The organism is Amycolatopsis coloradensis, assembly GCF_001953865.1.
Taxonomy (GTDB): Bacteria; Actinomycetota; Actinomycetes; order Mycobacteriales; family Pseudonocardiaceae; genus Amycolatopsis; species Amycolatopsis coloradensis.
In genome coordinates this window covers 115,213-132,725 of sequence record NZ_MQUQ01000025.1, presented here as the reverse complement: position 1 = coordinate 132,725, position 17,513 = coordinate 115,213, and the positions used below count along the sequence as shown (strand labels likewise).

Genomic DNA, 17,513 nt, shown 5'->3' with positions numbered 1-17,513 from the left:
CGCGTGAAGGCCCCCTTTCCTCGGCTCAGCCGAGGAAAGGGGGCCTTCACGCGGGTCCGTGCCGGTGCCCTCGAAACACAGGTGCCCTACTCCGAGAGCTTTCCTCGCAACTGTTCCAGCGTCTGCGAAAGAAGCCGCGAAACGTGCATCTGCGAGATGCCGACCCGCTCCGCGATCTGCGTCTGGGTGTAGCCGCCGAAGAACCGCATCACGAGGATCGCGCGTTCCCGTTTCGGGAGCTCCCGCAGCAGTGGTTGCAGCGCCTCGTGATTCTCCACCAAGATCATCTCGTGGTCCTCTTCGCCGATCGTGTCGGCGAGGGACAGGGCCTCGGTGGCGTCATCGTGGACCGGCTTGTCGACCGACAACGTCTGATACGCCTGGCCGGCGAGCAGTCCTTCGCGCACTTCGTTCACTTCGAGTTCGAGATATTCGGCGAGTTCGGTCGGCGTCGGCGCGCGGCCGAGGCGCTGGGACAACGCGGCCGTGCCCTGGCTGAGGGAGACGTGGAGTTCCTTCAGCCGTCTCGGTACCCGGACCGACCAGCCGGTGTCCCGGAAGTGCCGCCGGACCTCGCCCATGATGGTGGGCACGGCGAAGGAGAGGAAGTCATGGCCGCGGCCGGGGTCGAAACGGTCGACCGCGTTGATCAGCCCGATCCGCGCCACCTGCACCAGATCCTCGCGAGGTTCGCCTCGCCCGGAGAACCGGGTGGCGATGTGCTCGGCGAGCGGCAGTAGTTCGGTGACCAGCCGGGCGCGCAGGTCCTGGCGCCGAGAGGAGTCCTCCGGCAGCGCGAACATCTCGTCGAACAGCGGTTGGCAATGGGCGTAGTCGTCCGCCTGGCGGGTGGTCGACCTGCGCTCGGCGTTCACCCGTCGCTCGTTCCCGGTGTCAGGACGAGATCGATCGTCGTCGTACTCCCCGCTTCGCCGGGGATCGGCTCGCACCGGGCCGCCACCGACCGGGTCAGGGTCGTCAGGACATGCCATCCGAACGTCGTTTCGCTCGGGAGATGCGGTCCGGCCGTCCGCGTGGAGATCGAGACGGCTATCCCTTCCGGGATCTCGTGAAAGACGCAACACAGGGTCGCTCCCAGTTCTGCGGGCTGGACCAGTTGGGAACAGGCTTCGTCGACGGCCATCTTCGCGTCTGAAATGGCGTCCAAGCCGAAGTCCGCACGCGCCACCACACCGTGGGTGAGCGTCCGGACCAGGGGGATCTGTTCCGCCTCGGCGGGGAGGCGGAGTTCCACTCGATCGAGAAACCCGTCTTGTTCATGGCGGGTTTCGGGGGTGAGGCTGCCCCGTGCGTGTGAATCCATTGAGTGACCTATCCGTCCATGGCCATGGGGCAACCGCGGTGGGGACCCGCCGCGGGACAGGCGATCAACGGCCAAGTGCGCGCTGAAGCTCCTTTTTGGACATCTTCGACCTGCCCTCGATGTTGCGCTTCTTCGCGTCGTTGTAGAGCTGGTCCTTGGTGGGGCCGTTCGGGCCCAGCCGGTTGCCGGACCGCTTGCCGCCTCGCCGCTGCGGGGACATGTCCTGGATGGAGGTTTTGCTCGCCTCCCGCGACTCGCCGGCCTGCGCGCGGTTCTTGTTCACCGTGCGCGCGGCGATCTCCTCCGCCCGGTCCGTGCTCGCTCCACGGTCCTTCGCCGAGTCCTTGATGTGCTTGTACTGTCGTTCGCGTTTGTCGCTCCAACTCTGCTGCGGCATGACTGCTCCCTTCTCCTCCGCTCAGGTACCCCGATCGTTCAGCCGGATAAACCTCCGGTTGACGCCCGGAACGGACGGGTATGCGGAGGTCAGACGGAAGGAGGCGCCGATGCGGATCGGCTACACGCTCATGACCGAGCAAACCGGGCCCAAGGACCTGGTCGGATACGCCGCCGGAGCGGAGAAGGCGGGCTTCGACTTCGAGGTGATGAGCGACCATTACTCCCCCTGGCTGGACGAGCAGGGCCATTCGCCGTACGCGTGGAGCGTGCTGGGGGCGGTCACCCAGAGCACCGAACGGGTCGAGTTGATGACGTTCGTGACCTGCCCCACCATGCGCTACCACCCGGCGGTGGTGGCGCAGAAGGCGGCGACCATCCAGGCGCTGTCCGACGGCCGGTTCACCCTCGGGCTCGGAGCAGGGGAGAACCTCAACGAGCACGTCGTCGGCCGGGGCTGGCCGCCGGCGAACGTACGGCACGAGATGCTCGCCGAGGCCGTCCAGATCATCGGCGGGCTGTTCGACGGCGGGTACTTCAACTACGCCGGTGACCACTTCCGGGTGGACTCGGCGAAGCTGTGGGATCTGCCGGAGCGGCGTGTCCCGATCGCCATCGCGGTGTCCGGGTCGCAGTCGGTGACCCGGTTCGCGCCGATCGCCGACGCGATGATCGCCGTCGAGCCGAACGAGTCGCTGGGCAGTGAGTGGGACGCCACCAAACCCGGCCCGCCGTCCAGGAAGATCGCCCAGCTGCCGGTGTCCTGGGGCGAGGACCGCGACGCCGCCATCCAGCGGGCGCACGAGCAGTTCCGCTGGTTCGCCGGCGGCTGGAAGGTCAACGCCGAACTGCCAGGGCCCGCGGGATTCGCCGGTGCCACCCAGTTCGTCAAACCCGAGGACGTCGCCGCGGCCATCCCCTGCGGCCCGGACGTCGATCAGATCGTGAAGCAGGCTGCCGAGTTCGAGGCGGCCGGATTCACCGATCTCGCCCTGATCCAGATCGGGGGAGACCAGCAGGAAGGTTTCCTCCGTTTCGCCGAAGAGACGCTCCTCCCGGCGTTGCGCGGCTGATTCACACGGACGAAGTAGGGGTGCACTGTCTCTCCTCACCCAGCGGGGGACACCTGTGTGCAAGTCGGCGATCGTGGGTACCAGAGCGGCGACCCAGCCTTTCACCGAGGGGAACTGATGAGCAATGAACTCGGGCTCCACCCGGTACCCGACCTGCTCCCTGAGGGCCAGGACTCGCCGGAGCAGGAAGCGATCCGTCGTAAGGCGGCCCGCGTCGTGGCTTCACAGGCGACGAACGCCGACGATTGCGCGACCCTGCTGGACATGCTCGGCCTGCACGACGGCGGCCGCAGCGCCGAAGTGGCTTGACTCAACGGATGCCGTGCGCCACCACGAGGTCCGCGACGAAGGCCTGATACGCCTCGTCGCGGTCCGGCGCGCGCAGTACCGCGGACGGGTGAACGGTGGCGACCGCGGTGGTGGCGAACTCGGGTAGTTCGATCCGCTCGCCGCGGCTGCGGGTGATGCGGAAGTCGTCGCCCAGCAGCGCCTTGGCCGCTGTGGCGCCGAGGAAAATCAGCAGGTCCGGCCGGACCGACGCCAGTTCCGCGCGCAGCCATGGCCGGCACGCGACGACCTCGGTCTTCGACGGTGTCTTGTGGATGCGCCGCTTGCCGCGTTCGTCGCGGGTGAACTTGAAGTGCTTGACCGCGTTGGTGACGTAGATCTTCCGGCGGTCGAAGCCCGCTTCGTCGAGGGCGCGGTCGAGGAGCCGCCCGGCGGGGCCGACGAACGGGGCACCCGCCTGATCCTCCTGATCGCCGGGCTGTTCGCCGACCACCATGACCTCCGCCTCGCGAGGGCCTTCACCGAAGACGGTCTGGGTCGCGTCGCGGTAGAGATCGCAGCCACGACACTCGGCCGCCGCTGAGCGGAGCCTGCGCAGATCGACGGTCTCGGGCGGTTCCGCCCCGGGTGCCTTGGTCGCCATTCCCCCGTTTTCCCGGCTTGCCACCCGGCCAAACCGCAGCCGTGAGTGGTCACGGGGAGCGCGTTGGGGAAATCGCTCACCGCTTTCGGCGAACGGGATCAAATTTCGTCGCGCGAAGGAATTCACCCGGCCGTAGTTCGGTCGTTGTCGCGTCCGGTGGCGTCTGCCAGGATGCTCGTGACTCGACCCGAAGGAGCGTCCTGTGGCTTCTCGTCTCAATCCCTACATCAGCTTCGCCGGCGACGCCCGGCAAGCCATGGAATTCTACAAGTCGGTGTTCGGCGGAGAACTGACGCTGAACACGTTCGGCGAGTCCGGTATGGCGGGTTCGCCGGTGGAAAACCAGATCATGCACGGTCAGCTCGAATCACCGAGCGGCTACACGATCATGGCGTCGGACACGCCACCGGGAATGACACACGATCCCGGCACCAATCTGTCGGTCAGCCTCAGCGGTGACGACGGTGAGGAATTGCGCGGGTACTGGGAGAAACTCTCCGCCGACGGTACCGTCTCGGTGCCGTTCGAAAAGCAGATGTGGGGTGACGAATTCGGTGCCTGCACGGACAAGTTCGGCATCTCGTGGATGGTGAACGTCATCCAGGGCTAGAGGATTCCGGCCCGGTCCGATCCCTGCCGAAGCTCCCGACTTCCGGGGCCTTGTGGCTCCGATCGCGGAAAACCCGTTATGCCGCCGGTGAAACCGCCGTTCTCCTCTCGTGAGGATTCGGCGGTTCCATCGGAGGGCGAGGATATGAACAGGATGGTCACGGCACTGCTGGTTTCGGCGGGTGCCGTCGTTTCCGTTGCGGCACTGGGTGGTTGCGGGACGCCGACCGCCGGGACACCGGTCACCGTGGTGCGGGAGATCGTGCCGCCGTCGACGACCACCGCGGTCGTCGCCCCGCCACCTACTTCGGTGGTCGTGGTGGAGCCGCCGGTGACCGTCACGCGGGTGCCCGTGGCGCCCGGTCTCACGTCGTGTCAGCGTCTGTTCGCCGAGGGGTACTCGTTCACCTACGCGTTCAACGCCTGGGTGAACGCCGGGCGACCACTGAGCTGGGACGCCGATCGCGACGGGTATCCGTGCGAGCAGTCGTACGGGAACCGGAACTGAACTCCGACGTCAGTCCGACGCGATCCGGTGGCCGTCGGGAAGTCGGTGGAGCGCACGTAATGCAGAGAAAAATCTGCACAGTGTCGAAAAATTTCTGCGTGTCGTAGAACTAGATGGGCTTGTAGCGGACGTCGGCGACCGCGAACGGGTCCGTTTGCCCGAGTCCGTGGAGGCGGATCGGCGTGCCGCCCGGGTTGTCGTACAGCCGGATGCCGTCGCCGAGCAGGACCGGTGCGATGTGCAGGTCGATCTCGTCGATCAACCCGAGTTCGAGCAGCTGGCGGCCGATGTCCGGCGAGAACACTTCGAGGTTCTTCCCGTCCGCCGCCTCCAGTCCGATCCGGACCGCTTCGGCCGGGCCGCAGTTCAGGAAGGTGACGCCTTCGGTGGGTGTCGCGTCCTCCGGATGATGGGTGAGGACGAAGAGCGGCCCCTGCCAGGCGCCGCCGTAGATGCCGCTGGGGTCGGGACAGGCGTCCCAGCCGTCGCGGCCGCCGAGGACGGCGCCGGTGGTCGTCGCGTACTGGTCGATGAGGTCGGGCCGGGCCGTGATCCCGCCCATCCAGTCCATGCCGTGACCCGGGCCCGCGACGAAGCCGTCCAGGGACATCGTGAAGTGCCAGAGCACTTTTCCGCTCGCGATCCGTGGTTCGAGCATCTCGCCTCCTTCTGCTTGCGATGTGCAATCGGTTTGCCCACCGTAGAGTGGGTGATGGTAGTTTGCAATCACTTCTTCCGGAGGTGAAAGGATGGCGGAACCCGCCCGGTCGGGCTGTCCGATCAACGCCGCGATCGAGGCGTTCGGCGACAGCTGGAGCCTGCTCGTGCTGCGGGACATCATGTTCGGCACGCGACGCTATTTCCGCGAACTGCTCGCCGGATCCGAAGAGGGGATCGCGTCCAACATCCTGGCCGACCGGCTGAAACGTCTGGTCAAGGCCGGTCTGCTGACCCGCGAGGACGTCGGGCCCGGCAAGCGGGCCGCGTACAGCCTGACCGAGGCTTCGATCCAGCTGGTGCCCGTGTTCGCCCAGCTCGGTTCGTGGGGCTTGGCCCACCGCCCGACCACGAAACGCCTGAGGGTGCGTGCAGAACTGCTCGCCGCGGGCGGGCCGGAACTGTGGGCGGAGTTCATGGCCGAACTGCGGGTCGTCCACCTCGGCGAGCAGGCGCCGGACCGGGACGGGCCCGGCGTGCTGGAGCGACTCGCCGCCGCCTACGACGGTGCACTCTGACGAACCCCCGCAAGTAGTCGGCTACTTGCGGGGGCCAGTGCGACCGCAGGGCCTCAGGGTTGTCAGGTGAGGGCGCCTTGCCTGCTTGTCGCGCGGGAGAAGCGCGGCGAGGACGAAACGATGGCGGGGCACAGTGTGAACACGCCGCAGTGCCTACCGGGCTTCCGTATCAGCTTGCGCAGGGTGACGGGCTTCTGTCCGGAACGAGCCTTTTCGACCGCTCGAAAGGGAATTCACGCGACCGAAAAGGGTAGTCGACAGGGCTGAACGGCTCACTCCGAAAAGCGGAGGTTATTTTAGAGGTATTCCGACCGCGCCTTCTTCGGCACGCACATTCGCCACGAGTCGGCGATCAGCTCTCGTAACTCCTCGTAATCGATCGCGGACAGCCGGGCGAGAACCCACTGATGGCGCATATCGGACGGAATCGGCATCATGAACTTGTCCGGCTCGCCTGCCATGAGTGCTTCCCGCTCTTCTTTGGGATATGCGAATCCCAGCAGGGTTTCGTCAGGTGAGAGGGAAAGGAACACGATTCGCCCCACGCGGAACTTCGCCCGGTCCCGTGCGGGCGCGGGGCAGCTCCGAAGCGATCTGCCTGGACGTCATCCCCCGTTACCATTTTTCCACCATCCTCCGCTGTTCGTTCCCCAGTCACCCGCGTCGCCCATGGTGAAGACGACGTAAAGATATTCATCGAGGACCTTGGCCAGTGACACGGGTCTGCCCACAAGGGCGGGGATCTCGTCCCCCGCCTCCGCGATCACCGCCGCGGCCCAGGTGCGGCCGAGGCGCAGGTGCCTGCTGAACGCGGCGCCGTCGCGCTCGCCGTGGATGGCGGCCGCGATGGCGGCGTCCCACGGAATGATCGTGTTGGGCCGCAACGCATACAGTGCCTTGGCCGCGGCGGTCGGGCCCAATGTGCGTCTTGTCCGTCCGGTTGAGACGACGACGCCCGAGAGGTCCGCGTACGCCTTCGCGGCCGTGTCGATGCCCGCATCCGTCAGATGGACGAGGTCCACGGACGGCAGAGTGGCGCCCCAGGTCTCCCACCAGTGCCGGACCCCGTCGTCGAAGGGGGCGGGCTCCCCTTCCCGCGGATACCGAATCCGGCATCCCCACGAGTTCAGCCACCGAAGAAGAATTGCGCGATGTGCGGCCTGTGACAGGTCGATCGCGGAACGCGTTTCTTCGTTGAGTCGAAGCCATGAGGTGTCGGCATTCGCGAAGCCGTTGAACACTTCGGCCGCACGCCGGAGTTCGGCGAGAGGGGGGAGAGAGCCAGACATGTGGGAACCCTATCCGGTGCCACCAAGGGGGTGAATTTCCGCGTCCAACTATTGGACTTTGTACAGTGAGTCACCTATTTGTATCTGCTGCAAGCTTCTTTGGTCCTTTAGTGTTGTGGTCAGGAGGACCGCGAGGATGTCGGTCACGCAGCGCGATCGCGTTGCCTCATCCAGGGAGGAAGAAGGCATGGGCAGACCAGAGCGACCGTTGGACGGCTCCACTGGTCCGATCGCCACATTCGCTCATGATCTGCGGGTGTTACGGAACCGGGCGGGAAACCCGAGCTACCGGGAACTCGCCAGAACGGCGCTGTTCGCGCCATCCGTGCTGTCCAGCGCGGCCAGTGGCCACCGGCTGCCCACGCTCGCCGTGACGCTGGCGTTCGTTTCCGCGTGCGGTGGGGATCGCGCGGCGTGGGAACGACGTTGGCGGAGTCTCGCCGGGCGGACGGGCGGTGGCGTCGAGGTGCGGGAAGAACCCGCACCAGCACCGCAGCCCGAGATCCCGATGGACGGTGCCCCCGTGTCGGCATCCGGGGCCGTCCACCTCGCCCGTCCTGCCCAGCTGCCCATGGGATCGAGGACTTTCGTCGGCAGGGAAGGGGATCTCGCCGACGCCGCCGAGATGATCGGGGCGACCGGCCCGGTCAAAGTGCCGCTGCTCGTCAGTGGTCCGATCGGGGTAGGTAAAACCGCCTTCGCGTTGCGGCTCGCCGAAGAGGTCGCCGCCGACTTCCCGGACGGTCAGCTTTACGCCGACTTGAGCGACAGCGGAACCGGTGGTCGCTCGGCCAACGGGATCGTGCGCGGCTTCCTGCGCGCGCTCGGCGTGCCGGCGCATCTCGTGCCCGACGACCCGATGCAGCGCATCGGCCTGTACCGGTCCCTGCTGGCGGAACGCCGGTTGTTCGTTCTCCTCGCGGGGGTCGGTGACGAGGGGCAGGTGCGGCCGCTGCTCGGCCAGGCCCCGCACAGTCAGGTCGTGGTGACCAGCCGCGCCCGGCTGCTCGGGCTGGAGGACACGAACCGGGTCGAGCTGGATACGTTCACGCGCAAGGAATCGCTGGCGTTGATCGGCCGGATCGCCGGTCCGAGCCGGATCCGGGGGGAGCACGACGCCGCCGACACGATCGCCGAACTGTGCGGTGACCTTCCGCTGGCGATCAACATCGTCGGCCGCAAGATCGCCGCGCGTCCGGAATGGGCGATCGCGTACACGGCGGGTCAGCTCGCCGACCGCGAACGGCTCATGGACAGCCTCTCTGTAGGTGACGTCAACGTCCGGGACCGGTTCACCTCCGCGTACGAACGTCTTTCGGCCGCCGGGCGTGAGGCCATCCACCACTTCGGACAGAGCGGGGCGGGCTGGACGACGTCGGTCGGGGTCGCCGCGGCGATGGGCATCCTGATCGAGACCGCCGACGAGCTCCTCGAAGCCGTCGTGGACGCGGGACTTCTCCAACGTGCCAACGTCGCCGGGCGCTACGCGGTCTCCCGTCTGGTGAGCGCGTTCGCCGCCGAACGGCAGCGGGAACCGGGCCCGCTCGCCGCCGCGGTCCCGATGGCGGGGCGCCGGGCGCGGGCCGCGTGGACCGGACAAGTCGACGAATGAAGGCGAGCGAAATGTTCAGGAGCGAGTTCATCCGGGTACCAAGGACGCGGAAAGCACCCGATCCGAGGAGTACCGATGGCAGACAGGTTACGGCCGCCGCAGCAGCAGGACCCGCCGGGCGTGACGTCCAAAATGGACCCGCCTCCTCGTGACTCCATGGAGGACTACGAAGGCCGTGACCTGCTGGCGGGCAAACGCGCTCTGATCACCGGCGGTGACTCCGGGATCGGCCGCGCGGTCGCCATCGCCTTCGCGAAGGAAGGCGCCGATGTCGCGATCGCCTACCTCAACGAGCACGAGGACGCGAAGTACACCGAGGAGCGTGTCCGGGCGGAGGGGCGCGAGTGCCTCCTCCTACCGGGTGATCTGGCCGAGGCGGCACAGTGCCGCGAGATCGTGGACCGCACCGTGGGTGAACTCGGTGGTCTGGACATCCTGGTCAACAACGTCGCCACGCAATGGCCGGTCGACTCACCGGAAGATCTCACCGACGAGCAGTGGACCCACACCTTCGACGTGAACATCCACAGCTACTTCCGGGTGACCGGCGCCGCGCTGCCGCATCTGGAGAAGGGCTCGGTGATCATCAACACCGGCTCGGTGAACGGCTTGCGGGGCAACAAGTCGCTGATTGACTACTCCGCCACCAAGGGCGCCGTGCACGCCTGGACCTACGCGATGGCGCAGGCACTGGCCGATCGGGGCGTCCGGATCAACTGTGTCGCGCCGGGTCCGGTGTGGACACCGTTGATCCCGTCGACGTTCCCGCCGGAGAAGGTCGAGAAGTTCGGCCTCCAGGTCCCGTTCGAGCGGGCTGCCCACCCCGATGACCTCGCGCCTTCGTACGTCTTCCTGGCGTCCAACAGGCTCTCGTCGTACTACAGCGGTGAGGTCATCGCCGCGCTCGGCGGCGAGACGACGCCCGGGTAGCGGCGGCAGGGGAGTGATGAACGCACGAAACCGGTGGACGTCGCCTTTCGCCTGGCTAGGCAGGGTGTTCCGGGTTCCGGGGGAGGAACGGCGAAGCGTCCTCCAGACCGCTAAAGCGGCAGCGGCGGCGGTGATCGCGTGGATCGTCGCGACCTCGGTCCTCCAGCTCCCGCAGCCTTTTCTCGCGCCGTACGCGGCCGTGTTCCTGGTGCAGGCCACCGTCTACCGGTCGGTGCGCGGCTGGGCGCAACAGGTCGGCGCGGTCACCGGGGGAGTGCTGCTCGCCGCGGGCGCGGGCCAGCTGATCCCGTCGGTGACGGTGGCGCTCGGTCTGGTCGTCTTCGTCGGGTTGCTGATCGGCTCGTGGCGAGGGTTCGGCGATTCGGGGGTCTGGGTCGGGATCACCGGAATGCTGCTGATCTCCTACGGCAACGCGACCGAGCCCGTCCTGCTCGCCGATCGGCTGCTGGAGACCGCGCTGGGCGCGGCGATCGGCGTGGTGCTGAACGCGGTCGTCCTCCCGCCTCTGCACGGGGAGCGGCTGAAGGAGGCGACATCCCGGCTCGCCTCCGCGATCGGGGACGTCCTCGAGGAGACCGCCGCGCTGGTCCGCGGCAGTGAGCCGCCCGAGGCGGCGGACCTGCTGCACGAACGCCTGCGCGACGTCCGCAGTCTGGTCGCGGAGGCGGAGGAGGCGATCGGGTGGACGAGGGAGGGTCGCTACCTGAATCTCCGCCGCAGGCGTGAGACCGGGGAAGGGCAGCTGGTGAATCTCATCTCGCTGTGGCCGCCGCTCGCCCAGTTGATCGACGCGGTCAGCGAAGCCGCCCAAAGCGACCAGCCGTTCCGGCATCCCGGCGAGTACGCGCGCGGGGTGGTCGGCGAACTGCTCGAAGCGCTCGCCGAGGTGGCGCGGTCGGGTGACCCGGACAAGCTCGACCACTCGCGCGGACTGGTCGAAGAGATCGACCACCTGCTCGTCACGCCCACGGACGAGGTCACGACGTCGATCGGGCTCGGGGCGATGGCGCTGCCCGCCCGCCGTCTCGTCCAGCGACTCGATCACCCGGATTCGTCAGAGGCGTGATGCGGGGCGCCGACCGGTTTCGATTCCGGGGAGCCGCGCTGGCGCAGGTACACGCTGAACACCGCCATCGACCCGATGGCGAGGAATTCCGACTGCCAGTTCTGCAGGGTGCGGTTCCAGAAGTCCGATGAGGTCAGATAGCCGAACCAGGACACCGGATCGCCGAACTCGGTGAGCTGCTCGGCGTTGTAGGCGCTCATCCCGGCCACGGACTGGGCCAGCCAAGACAGCAGAAAGAGCCCCAGCATCACCAGGCCGAGTGACATCGAGAAGAGTCCCGTCCGCCATCCGCCGAGCCGGGCCCATCGCGGCGAATCGCCGGTCGCGTGCCGCCCGATCTGCTGCTCCTCGTCTGTTTCCAGACCGGCCCGGTCGGCGGGTTTCGATTCGGGAGAGCCCCGCTGCAACAGCCACACGGTGGCGAAGACGTAAAGGAAGAACTGGAGGTATTCCGATTGCCAGTTTTCGGCGACGTCGACGGCGAAGTCGGCGGAGATCAGATAGTCGAGCATGCCGACAGGTTCGGCCGCGTGGCTGAGCCGTCCGTCGTTGTAGGCGGCGAGGCCCGACAACGCCTGTCCGGCGAGGCTCAGCAGGAACAGGAGTCCGAAGCCCAGCGAGAGCGCGTTGTCGCGGAGAAAGCGTCGCATCATCGGCCCCTCACCGGTGCAGCAGCCCGAGCAGAATGCAGTAACCGAGGCCCGCCACGACGAAGACCAGGTAGCCGACGAAAACCGCGCGCGACCTCATGGCCCGCCCACCACGCAGTCGTAGACCTGTTCGTTGCGGTGCCGACAGCCGGCTCCGGTGATCAGCCAACCGGTGGGGGATTCGTGCAGGAAAAGGGTGTCGCGGGCGGTCTTCACCTGGGCTTCCTCGCTCCACACGGAAACCGTCTCGGGCACGCCGTCCGGGACGTTCGCCCCCGCGATCCCACCCTCGCAGTCCGCCGGGGCCCACGATTCCCGTGCCCGGGGCGCGAGCAGCGCGCACGCCGAGCCATGATCACCCGACGCGAGGGCGCTCAGGAACCGCCCCGCGGTCACCTTCACCGGCTCTTGCCCGCTCGCACCCGCACAACCGGCGAGGAGCAAACTCAGGCCGAACGCCAGTGCTTTGATGATCACGGAGGTGGTTTACCCCCGCGGGTGCCGGTTCACACGTCGATCACGACGCTGGATATTGCTTTTCCTTCAGCAGTTTCGCGAGGTGGACGGCATTGCGGGCCACGGTCGAATTGGTCGATTCGACCGCTTCCGGTGTTTCGTCGAGATCGTTGTAGTCGCCGCCCTTCATCGCCTCGCCGTTCCAATAGGTCCCCCCTTGCGCGGGCACGGTGAAACCGGTGTCGTTGAGCGCCTGGAACAGGTCGGCGGTGATCTTGTGCGCGCCGTCCTCGTTGCCGACCACGGCGGTGATCCCGACCTTGCCGAACATGGCGGGCCTGCCCTCGTCGTCCGTTTCGGACAGTTCCGCGTCGAGCCGTTCCAGCACCCGCTGCGCCACGCTGGACATATGGCCGACCCAGGTTGGCGTCGAAATCAGCAGGATGTCCGCGTCCGCTATCTTGCGCCGGATCTCCGGCCAGGCGTCGCCGTCGCCCATGTCGGCTTCGACCCCGGGTTTGACGTCGTGGTCGACGACACGCACCACTTCACCGGTGACACCGCGTTCCGCCATTTTGTCGAGCACCTGCTGGGCGATCAGAGCGCTGCTCGACGCCGCGGGCGATGGTTTGAGAGAACACACGAGAGCGAGAGCCTTCATGCCCACGGGCTACCCGGCCCGGCATTTGAGGAAACCCGTGTGAATCGGGCGAAGCCGGGTACGCGTCGGGTATGCGTGCTTTGGTGATTGGGTGGGCGAGCTTCCGCCATGGCGGAGCGACTTCAGTGGACGTGCTCGGGATGCGGCGGGTCGACGCCGCGCTGTCGCTGGCGGAGGTGCCGCATGATCTCGCGTGGGGTCCGTCCTTCCGGGCGGAGGGATTGAACTACGAGGAAGTGGATCCGGCGAGGTACAGCCACGTCGTGTTCGTCTCGGGGGCCGCGCGGGGCAGACAGGTGCGCGAGGTGCACCGGCGCTTCGCGCACTGTCACAGGATCGCCGTCGGGGTTTCGGTGACCGATCCCGGCGACGACGCGGTCACCGGGTTCGACCAGGTGCTGGCCCGCGACCACCAGGGGATCGCCACCCCGGACCTCTCGGTAGACGCCTCGACGGACGAGGTGCTGGTCGCGGGCCTGATCCTCGGGCCGGAACCCACCGCCGTCCGATCCCGCGTGACGAGGTGGCTCACCGGGATCGACTGCGGGCGAGTGCCACTCGACCCGGGCCTGGCGTCCACGGACTGGGCGCGTTGTGCGACGCCGGACCAGTTCACGTCGATCCTGTCGCATCTGGACGTGGTGGTCACGACCCGGCTGGACGGGTTGGTGCTGGGGTTGCGGGCAGGTGTTCCCGTCTTGGCGGTGGATCCCGTCGACGGCGGCGGCGCGCTGACGGCCCAGGCCGACGCGCTCGGCTGGCCGGCGCTCGTCCCGGCCGAGGAGTCGGGCCAAGCCGAGAACCTCGATTCGTGGTGGCGCTGGTGTTCTTCGGTGCAGGGGCGGGCGGTCGCCGCGCTTCGGGCGCTGCCGTCGGACAACGGCTTGCTGCGGGACATGGTGAAGGTCTTCGAGGCCGGTCCCGTCCGCTAGCGCTGGTTCGGCGGTGTTCGTCCCCGCCGTTCCTCGTCAAGCCGCCGCCGGAACCGGCTAGGGCGACAGTCCACACTGGACAGAGCATGCCCACGTCGCCGGTGGGTGTCGCGCACGCCGATGGGCATTCCCGGCTCGACGGCTGCGAAAGGTTAGTGACGGGTGTTCCCGTAATCGCCATCGGAAAGTTCCGCGCGATCAGGTTTGACGCCGGGTGAGCGGGTAACCGGAGATCAGCGACCGGTGCAGCGGGGCTGTGCGTCCGCCGGTCGCGAGGTGGACCGGCGTGGGCAGCCTCGGCGGGGCAAGGACGTCGGCGCGTCGGTCACCGAATCCACTCGGCTCAGTGGATGAGCATCTCCACCACGTCCTCGGGACTTTTCCGCTCCGAGAACTTGGCCCGTTGCCGGTCGGCCCCGTTCCCGCTCTCGAACAGCCGGGCGCAGCCGTCGCGGACGAAGTCCAGATCGCCGGTCGACTCCAGCGCGGCCGCGGCGAAATCCACGACATCGCCGATCACCGCGCGCGCGGGTGTGAGATCGCCGGTGCGCGGATGCGGGCACCGGCCGGAGAGCCCTTCCCGGGAGGCGCGCCAGAGATGGGCGCGCAGCACTTCGTTGGACAAGGGGGCAGCCGGTCCGTCGTCGAGGATCGTGGTGACGAGACCCCGGATCAGGATACCGAGCAGCACCGCCTCCTCCGGTGTCGCCGCCACGTCGGAAAACCGGAACTCGACCGTCGGCTGGCCCTCGGAAAGCCTTACGTCCCAATAGACCATCTGGCGGTCGAGGATCGCACCCGCGCGCAGCCAGGCGTCCACGATGCTCTCGTAGTGGTCCAGCGATGTGAATTCCGGCGGCGGTCCCGCCGACGGCCATCTGGTCCATTGCTGGTACCGCCAGCTGCTGTAGCCGGTGTCGGCGCCGTCGGAGATCGCGGAATTCGCGGTGAGCGTCAGCAAAGCGGGCAGCCAGCGCCGGACCCGTGTGATCAGCCGGACCCCCGTCTCCCGGTCCGGGATCGCGATGTGGATGTGGCAGCCGCAGGTGCTCGTGGTGCGCGCGGTGGCACCGAAGTGTTCGGCGATCCGCTGATAGCGGGGGTCCGGGGTGATGCGCGGGAAACTGGTTTCGACCAGCAGAGGGCTTCCGCACGGAAGAAGATGGCAGCCGCGCCGAGCCGCGGCTTCGGACAGTTCGGCGCGGAGGGCCTTCAACTGCCCCAACGCTTCGTCGCTCGTCCGGCAGATCCCGGTCGCCGATTCCACCTGTGTCCGGGTGAGTTCGTGTTGCAGTTCACCTTGGGCCTCTTCGGCGGAGTCGACGACCGTGTTGCCGCTCTGGGAGAGATGCCCTTCGCGGTCTACGACGAAAAACTCTTCTTCGATGCCGAAAGTGCGGTCGTCATCGTTCACGTGGCCGGGGTACCCCGCGGCGGGATCGGCAAACCTGTTTTCCGATACCGGTTCCGGGTATTTCCGGGCATGGACCCTGTCTCGGCGGAACCGCCGTCGTACCTGCTGGCCGCGCAGGCCTCCTCCATCGTGCGCTTCCTGTACCGCCGGGTGCGGGAAGGCGAACCCGACTCGATGGCCGATCTCAATCGGACACTCGGGGCCTTGCGCCGCTTGTCCGACGATCTCGCCCACCTTCTGCCGGGCCTCCAGGAGCAGCTCGAGGAAAGCCTGCTGGACGGCGGGATCCCCCGCACGGGTCCGACGGCCGAAGCCTGGGACACCGTGGCGGGGGTCGGCCTGGCGCTCGCCGGCGCACGAGCGGCCGGATTGCTGATGGCACAAGAACTCCAGGCTTCGCAGCGCCTGCTCGGCGGGATGGCCGCCCCGCTGGACGGCTGAGCCGCTACGACCTGACCACCGCGACCGGGCAATGCGCGTGGTGGAGCGCGTCGTCACTGACCGAACCCAGAAGCAGGCGCCGGAGGCTGCCGTGGTCACTCCGGCCGAGTACCAGCAATGCCGCTTCGCTGGACTGCACGGTCAGGGCCTGCGAAGTCGGGCCGACGCCGTGCACGATCTCGACAGGCACCTCCGGATAGCGCTCCCGCCACGGCTGTAGCTGCCGGTCGACGAGTTCGTCGACGACGTCCTGCGGGAGCGGCGGCGCCGGATCCAGCACCGGCCCGCCGAGCAGCGGTTCACTCACCGGCCCCCAGACGGGTATTCGCGCGGCGTGGACCGCGTGGACGGTCAGGCCGTGCCTCGCCGCGAAAGCGAACGCGAACCCGGCCGCCTTGGCACTCTGGTCCGTGCCGTCGGTCCCGAGGATCACCGGCCCGCCCTGAGGGGGTTCTTCCCCGCGGACGACGACCACCGGGCGGCCTGCGTGCTGGGTGACCTCCGCTTCGGTCGATCCGGTGACGGCGCGGGTGAACACTCCGGTGTGGGATTCGCCCAGCACGATCATCACCGCGTCCGTCTCGTCGGCGACCGACGTCAGGACCTCGTCCGGCGTACCGCCTTGCACGACGGTCCGGACATCGAGATCCGGGTCGGTGCGCCGCAACGCTTCGGCCATGGTGTCCAGTTGCCGTCGCGCCGGTTCCACCGCGTCCGCGTCTTCGGCGGCCTCCGGGACCATTCCGGCCAGCGGTGCGGCGACGGGGTCGGCGCCCGGTGGCGGCAACCGATCCCTGGTGCAATACGCAAGCACCAGACCACGCCCGAGCTTCGTCGCCTCTGCCGCCGCCCACCGGACGGCGCGGCGAGCCTCCGGGGAGCCGTCGAATCCGGTCACCACGGGACCGCTTCCGGTCTGTTCAGGGGACACCGCTCATCACCTCCGACATGCTGGAGATACCCGTTTCCCCTGATCGTCAAGCCTTCCTCTTCTGGTGACATGTCACAACGGCGCCTGGATCAACTCTGGGAAATTCCCCACGTCCGTGCCGGTCGCCCGACCGCAAGATGTGAAGACGCATTACCGGGCGGTAACAACAACGACGTTGGAGGCTGGGATGGCGCTGGGCAGGCGGGTCAAGGCAGGACTGGTGGCGCTGGCCGCCACGGTGGCGGTGACGTCGGCGGCGACGCCGGCGCGGGCGGGGCAGCTGGAGTACGTCGCGCTCGGCGATTCCGCCGCCGCGGGGCCGTTGATCCCGAATCAGGATCCCGGCCTGCTGTGCCTGCGTTCGGATCGCGACTACCCGGCGATCGCCGCGGCGGCGCTCGGCGCGAGGCTGACCGACGTTTCGTGTTCGGGTGCGGTGACGGCCGATCTCACGAACCGGCGGTTCGGCGTCCTCGCGCCGCAACTCGACGCGCTCAAGCCGTCGACGGGTCTGGTGTCGATCACCATGGGCGCCAACGACTCCGGCCTGTTCCAGCAGGCGATCGGCTGCATCAACCCGCTGCCGGAACCGGCGGGCTTCTCGTGCGCGGACCGGCTCACCGCGGGTGGCAAGGATCCCCTCGGCGACTCGATCCGGGCGTGGGCCCCGAAATTCGGTGCCGCCCTCGACGAGATCCGAGCCAGGTCACCGCACGCGAAGATCCTCGTGACCGGATACGGCACCTACATCCGGCACAACGGCTGCTATCCCGTGCAGCCGGTCTGGGCGCGGGACGCGAACCACCTGCAGAGCGTGATGAACCTGATGAGCTCCACCGCCCGGAAGCAGGCCGAGGCCCGCGGCGCGACGTTCGTCGACTTCGCTTCGCTGACCGTCGGGCATGACATCTGCGCCGCCCCGCGTGATCGCTACCTCGAAGGCCTGATCCCCGCGCACGCCGCGGCCCCGTTGCATCCGAACGCGTCAGGGATGGCGGTGTTCGGTGCCGCGATCGCGAAAGCGGCACGCTGAC

At 67.8% G+C, this 17,513-nt stretch carries 23 protein-coding genes; 11 read left to right on the top strand and 12 right to left on the bottom strand.

The window, feature by feature from the left end; genetic code table 11:
• Positions 1-86: 86 nt before the first annotated feature.
• From BS329_RS36560 to BS329_RS36550, 3 genes are all read right to left on the bottom strand, one after another.
• A complete protein-coding gene (locus BS329_RS36560) occupies positions 87-875 on the bottom strand; it encodes a SigB/SigF/SigG family RNA polymerase sigma factor (RefSeq protein WP_076167491.1) in 789 nt (262 codons plus the stop codon).
• Complete coding sequence (locus BS329_RS36555; protein WP_076167489.1) at positions 872-1,324, bottom strand: ATP-binding protein; 453 nt, start codon at positions 1,322-1,324, stop codon at positions 872-874. The genes BS329_RS36560 and BS329_RS36555 overlap by 4 nt, the downstream gene beginning before the upstream one ends.
• Before the next feature lie 64 nt (positions 1,325-1,388).
• Entirely contained in the window at positions 1,389-1,721 is a 333-nt protein-coding gene (locus BS329_RS36550; RefSeq protein ID WP_076167488.1) for a plasmid stabilization protein, read from the bottom strand.
• 109 nt (positions 1,722-1,830) lie between these two features.
• Between BS329_RS36550 and BS329_RS36545 the strand changes: the two genes are divergently transcribed.
• Both BS329_RS36545 and BS329_RS36540 read left to right on the top strand, forming a co-directional pair.
• On the top strand, positions 1,831-2,793 hold the full coding sequence (locus tag BS329_RS36545) for a TIGR03557 family F420-dependent LLM class oxidoreductase (RefSeq protein WP_076167486.1): 963 nt from the start codon (positions 1,831-1,833) through the stop codon (positions 2,791-2,793).
• A gap of 117 nt (positions 2,794-2,910) precedes the next feature.
• On the top strand, positions 2,911-3,102 hold the full coding sequence (locus BS329_RS36540) for a hypothetical protein (protein WP_076167485.1): 192 nt from the start codon (positions 2,911-2,913) through the stop codon (positions 3,100-3,102).
• A gap of 1 nt (position 3,103) precedes the next feature.
• On the opposite strand, the gene BS329_RS36535 is transcribed toward BS329_RS36540, so the two are convergent.
• Positions 3,104-3,724, bottom strand: coding sequence for a UdgX family uracil-DNA binding protein (locus tag BS329_RS36535; protein WP_076167483.1), 621 nt, complete (start codon positions 3,722-3,724; stop codon positions 3,104-3,106).
• A gap of 202 nt (positions 3,725-3,926) precedes the next feature.
• Between BS329_RS36535 and BS329_RS36530 the strand changes: the two genes are divergently transcribed.
• Positions 3,927-4,334, top strand: a complete 408-nt coding sequence (locus BS329_RS36530; protein WP_076167482.1) for a VOC family protein — start codon at positions 3,927-3,929, stop codon at positions 4,332-4,334.
• A gap of 153 nt (positions 4,335-4,487) precedes the next feature.
• Positions 4,488-4,841 (top strand): hypothetical protein, encoded by a 354-nt coding sequence (locus tag BS329_RS36525; RefSeq protein WP_076167524.1) that lies wholly within the window; start codon positions 4,488-4,490, stop codon positions 4,839-4,841.
• A 109-nt stretch (positions 4,842-4,950) separates the two neighbouring features.
• Here BS329_RS36525 and BS329_RS36520 read toward each other — a convergent pair whose 3' ends face one another.
• A complete protein-coding gene (locus BS329_RS36520) occupies positions 4,951-5,499 on the bottom strand; it encodes a dihydrofolate reductase family protein (protein WP_076167480.1) in 549 nt (182 codons plus the stop codon).
• A 91-nt stretch (positions 5,500-5,590) separates the two neighbouring features.
• Between BS329_RS36520 and BS329_RS36515 the strand changes: the two genes are divergently transcribed.
• A complete protein-coding gene (locus BS329_RS36515; RefSeq protein WP_076167479.1) occupies positions 5,591-6,076 on the top strand; it encodes a winged helix-turn-helix transcriptional regulator in 486 nt (161 codons plus the stop codon).
• 296 nt (positions 6,077-6,372) lie between these two features.
• Here the strand turns inward: BS329_RS36515 and BS329_RS36510 are convergent, their stop codons facing one another.
• Positions 6,373-6,621 (bottom strand): MmcQ/YjbR family DNA-binding protein, encoded by a 249-nt coding sequence (locus BS329_RS36510; protein WP_244197435.1) that lies wholly within the window; start codon positions 6,619-6,621, stop codon positions 6,373-6,375.
• 60 nt (positions 6,622-6,681) lie between these two features.
• The gene (locus BS329_RS36505) at positions 6,682-7,317 is read right to left on the bottom strand and encodes a hypothetical protein (protein ID WP_244197434.1); all 636 of its coding nucleotides are present in this window, start codon (positions 7,315-7,317) and stop codon (positions 6,682-6,684) included.
• 235 nt (positions 7,318-7,552) lie between these two features.
• On the opposite strand from BS329_RS36505, the gene BS329_RS36500 reads away from it, so the two are divergent.
• From BS329_RS36500 to BS329_RS36490, 3 genes are all read left to right on the top strand, one after another.
• Entirely contained in the window at positions 7,553-8,977 is a 1,425-nt protein-coding gene (locus tag BS329_RS36500; protein ID WP_076167475.1) for an NB-ARC domain-containing protein, read from the top strand.
• A gap of 75 nt (positions 8,978-9,052) precedes the next feature.
• The gene (locus BS329_RS36495) at positions 9,053-9,907 is read left to right on the top strand and encodes an SDR family oxidoreductase (RefSeq protein WP_076167473.1); all 855 of its coding nucleotides are present in this window, start codon (positions 9,053-9,055) and stop codon (positions 9,905-9,907) included.
• A gap of 16 nt (positions 9,908-9,923) precedes the next feature.
• Entirely contained in the window at positions 9,924-10,994 is a 1,071-nt protein-coding gene (locus BS329_RS36490; protein WP_076167471.1) for an FUSC family protein, read from the top strand.
• Here the strand turns inward: BS329_RS36490 and BS329_RS36485 are convergent.
• The 3 genes from BS329_RS36485 to BS329_RS36475 form a co-directional block, all read right to left on the bottom strand.
• Complete coding sequence (locus tag BS329_RS36485) at positions 10,970-11,644, bottom strand: DUF6766 family protein (protein ID WP_076167522.1); 675 nt, start codon at positions 11,642-11,644, stop codon at positions 10,970-10,972. The two genes, BS329_RS36490 and BS329_RS36485, sit on opposite strands and share 25 nt — an antisense overlap.
• Positions 11,645-11,740: 96 nt before the next feature.
• Complete coding sequence (locus tag BS329_RS36480) at positions 11,741-12,121, bottom strand: hypothetical protein (RefSeq protein ID WP_084750644.1); 381 nt, start codon at positions 12,119-12,121, stop codon at positions 11,741-11,743.
• A 40-nt stretch (positions 12,122-12,161) separates the two neighbouring features.
• Positions 12,162-12,761 (bottom strand): flavodoxin family protein, encoded by a 600-nt coding sequence (locus BS329_RS36475; protein WP_076167469.1) that lies wholly within the window; start codon positions 12,759-12,761, stop codon positions 12,162-12,164.
• Positions 12,762-12,886: 125 nt separating this feature from the next.
• Here BS329_RS36475 and BS329_RS36470 point away from each other — a divergent pair, with 125 nt between their 5' ends.
• A complete protein-coding gene (locus BS329_RS36470) occupies positions 12,887-13,693 on the top strand; it encodes a polysaccharide pyruvyl transferase family protein (protein WP_244197433.1) in 807 nt (268 codons plus the stop codon).
• Positions 13,694-14,036: 343 nt separating this feature from the next.
• Here BS329_RS36470 and BS329_RS36465 read toward each other — a convergent pair whose 3' ends face one another.
• Complete coding sequence (locus BS329_RS36465) at positions 14,037-15,107, bottom strand: carboxylate-amine ligase (protein WP_076167465.1); 1,071 nt, start codon at positions 15,105-15,107, stop codon at positions 14,037-14,039.
• Positions 15,108-15,176: 69 nt separating this feature from the next.
• Here BS329_RS36465 and BS329_RS36460 point away from each other — a divergent pair, with 69 nt between their 5' ends.
• A complete protein-coding gene (locus BS329_RS36460) occupies positions 15,177-15,548 on the top strand; it encodes a hypothetical protein (protein ID WP_076167464.1) in 372 nt (123 codons plus the stop codon).
• A gap of 4 nt (positions 15,549-15,552) precedes the next feature.
• Here BS329_RS36460 and BS329_RS36455 read toward each other — a convergent pair whose 3' ends face one another.
• Complete coding sequence (locus BS329_RS36455) at positions 15,553-16,479, bottom strand: universal stress protein (protein WP_076167462.1); 927 nt, start codon at positions 16,477-16,479, stop codon at positions 15,553-15,555.
• A gap of 187 nt (positions 16,480-16,666) precedes the next feature.
• Here BS329_RS36455 and BS329_RS36450 point away from each other — a divergent pair, with 187 nt between their 5' ends.
• Positions 16,667-17,512: an SGNH/GDSL hydrolase family protein gene (locus BS329_RS36450; protein ID WP_143253350.1), complete on the top strand. Its 846-nt coding sequence runs from the start codon at positions 16,667-16,669 to the stop codon at positions 17,510-17,512.
• Position 17,513 lies beyond the last annotated feature (1 nt).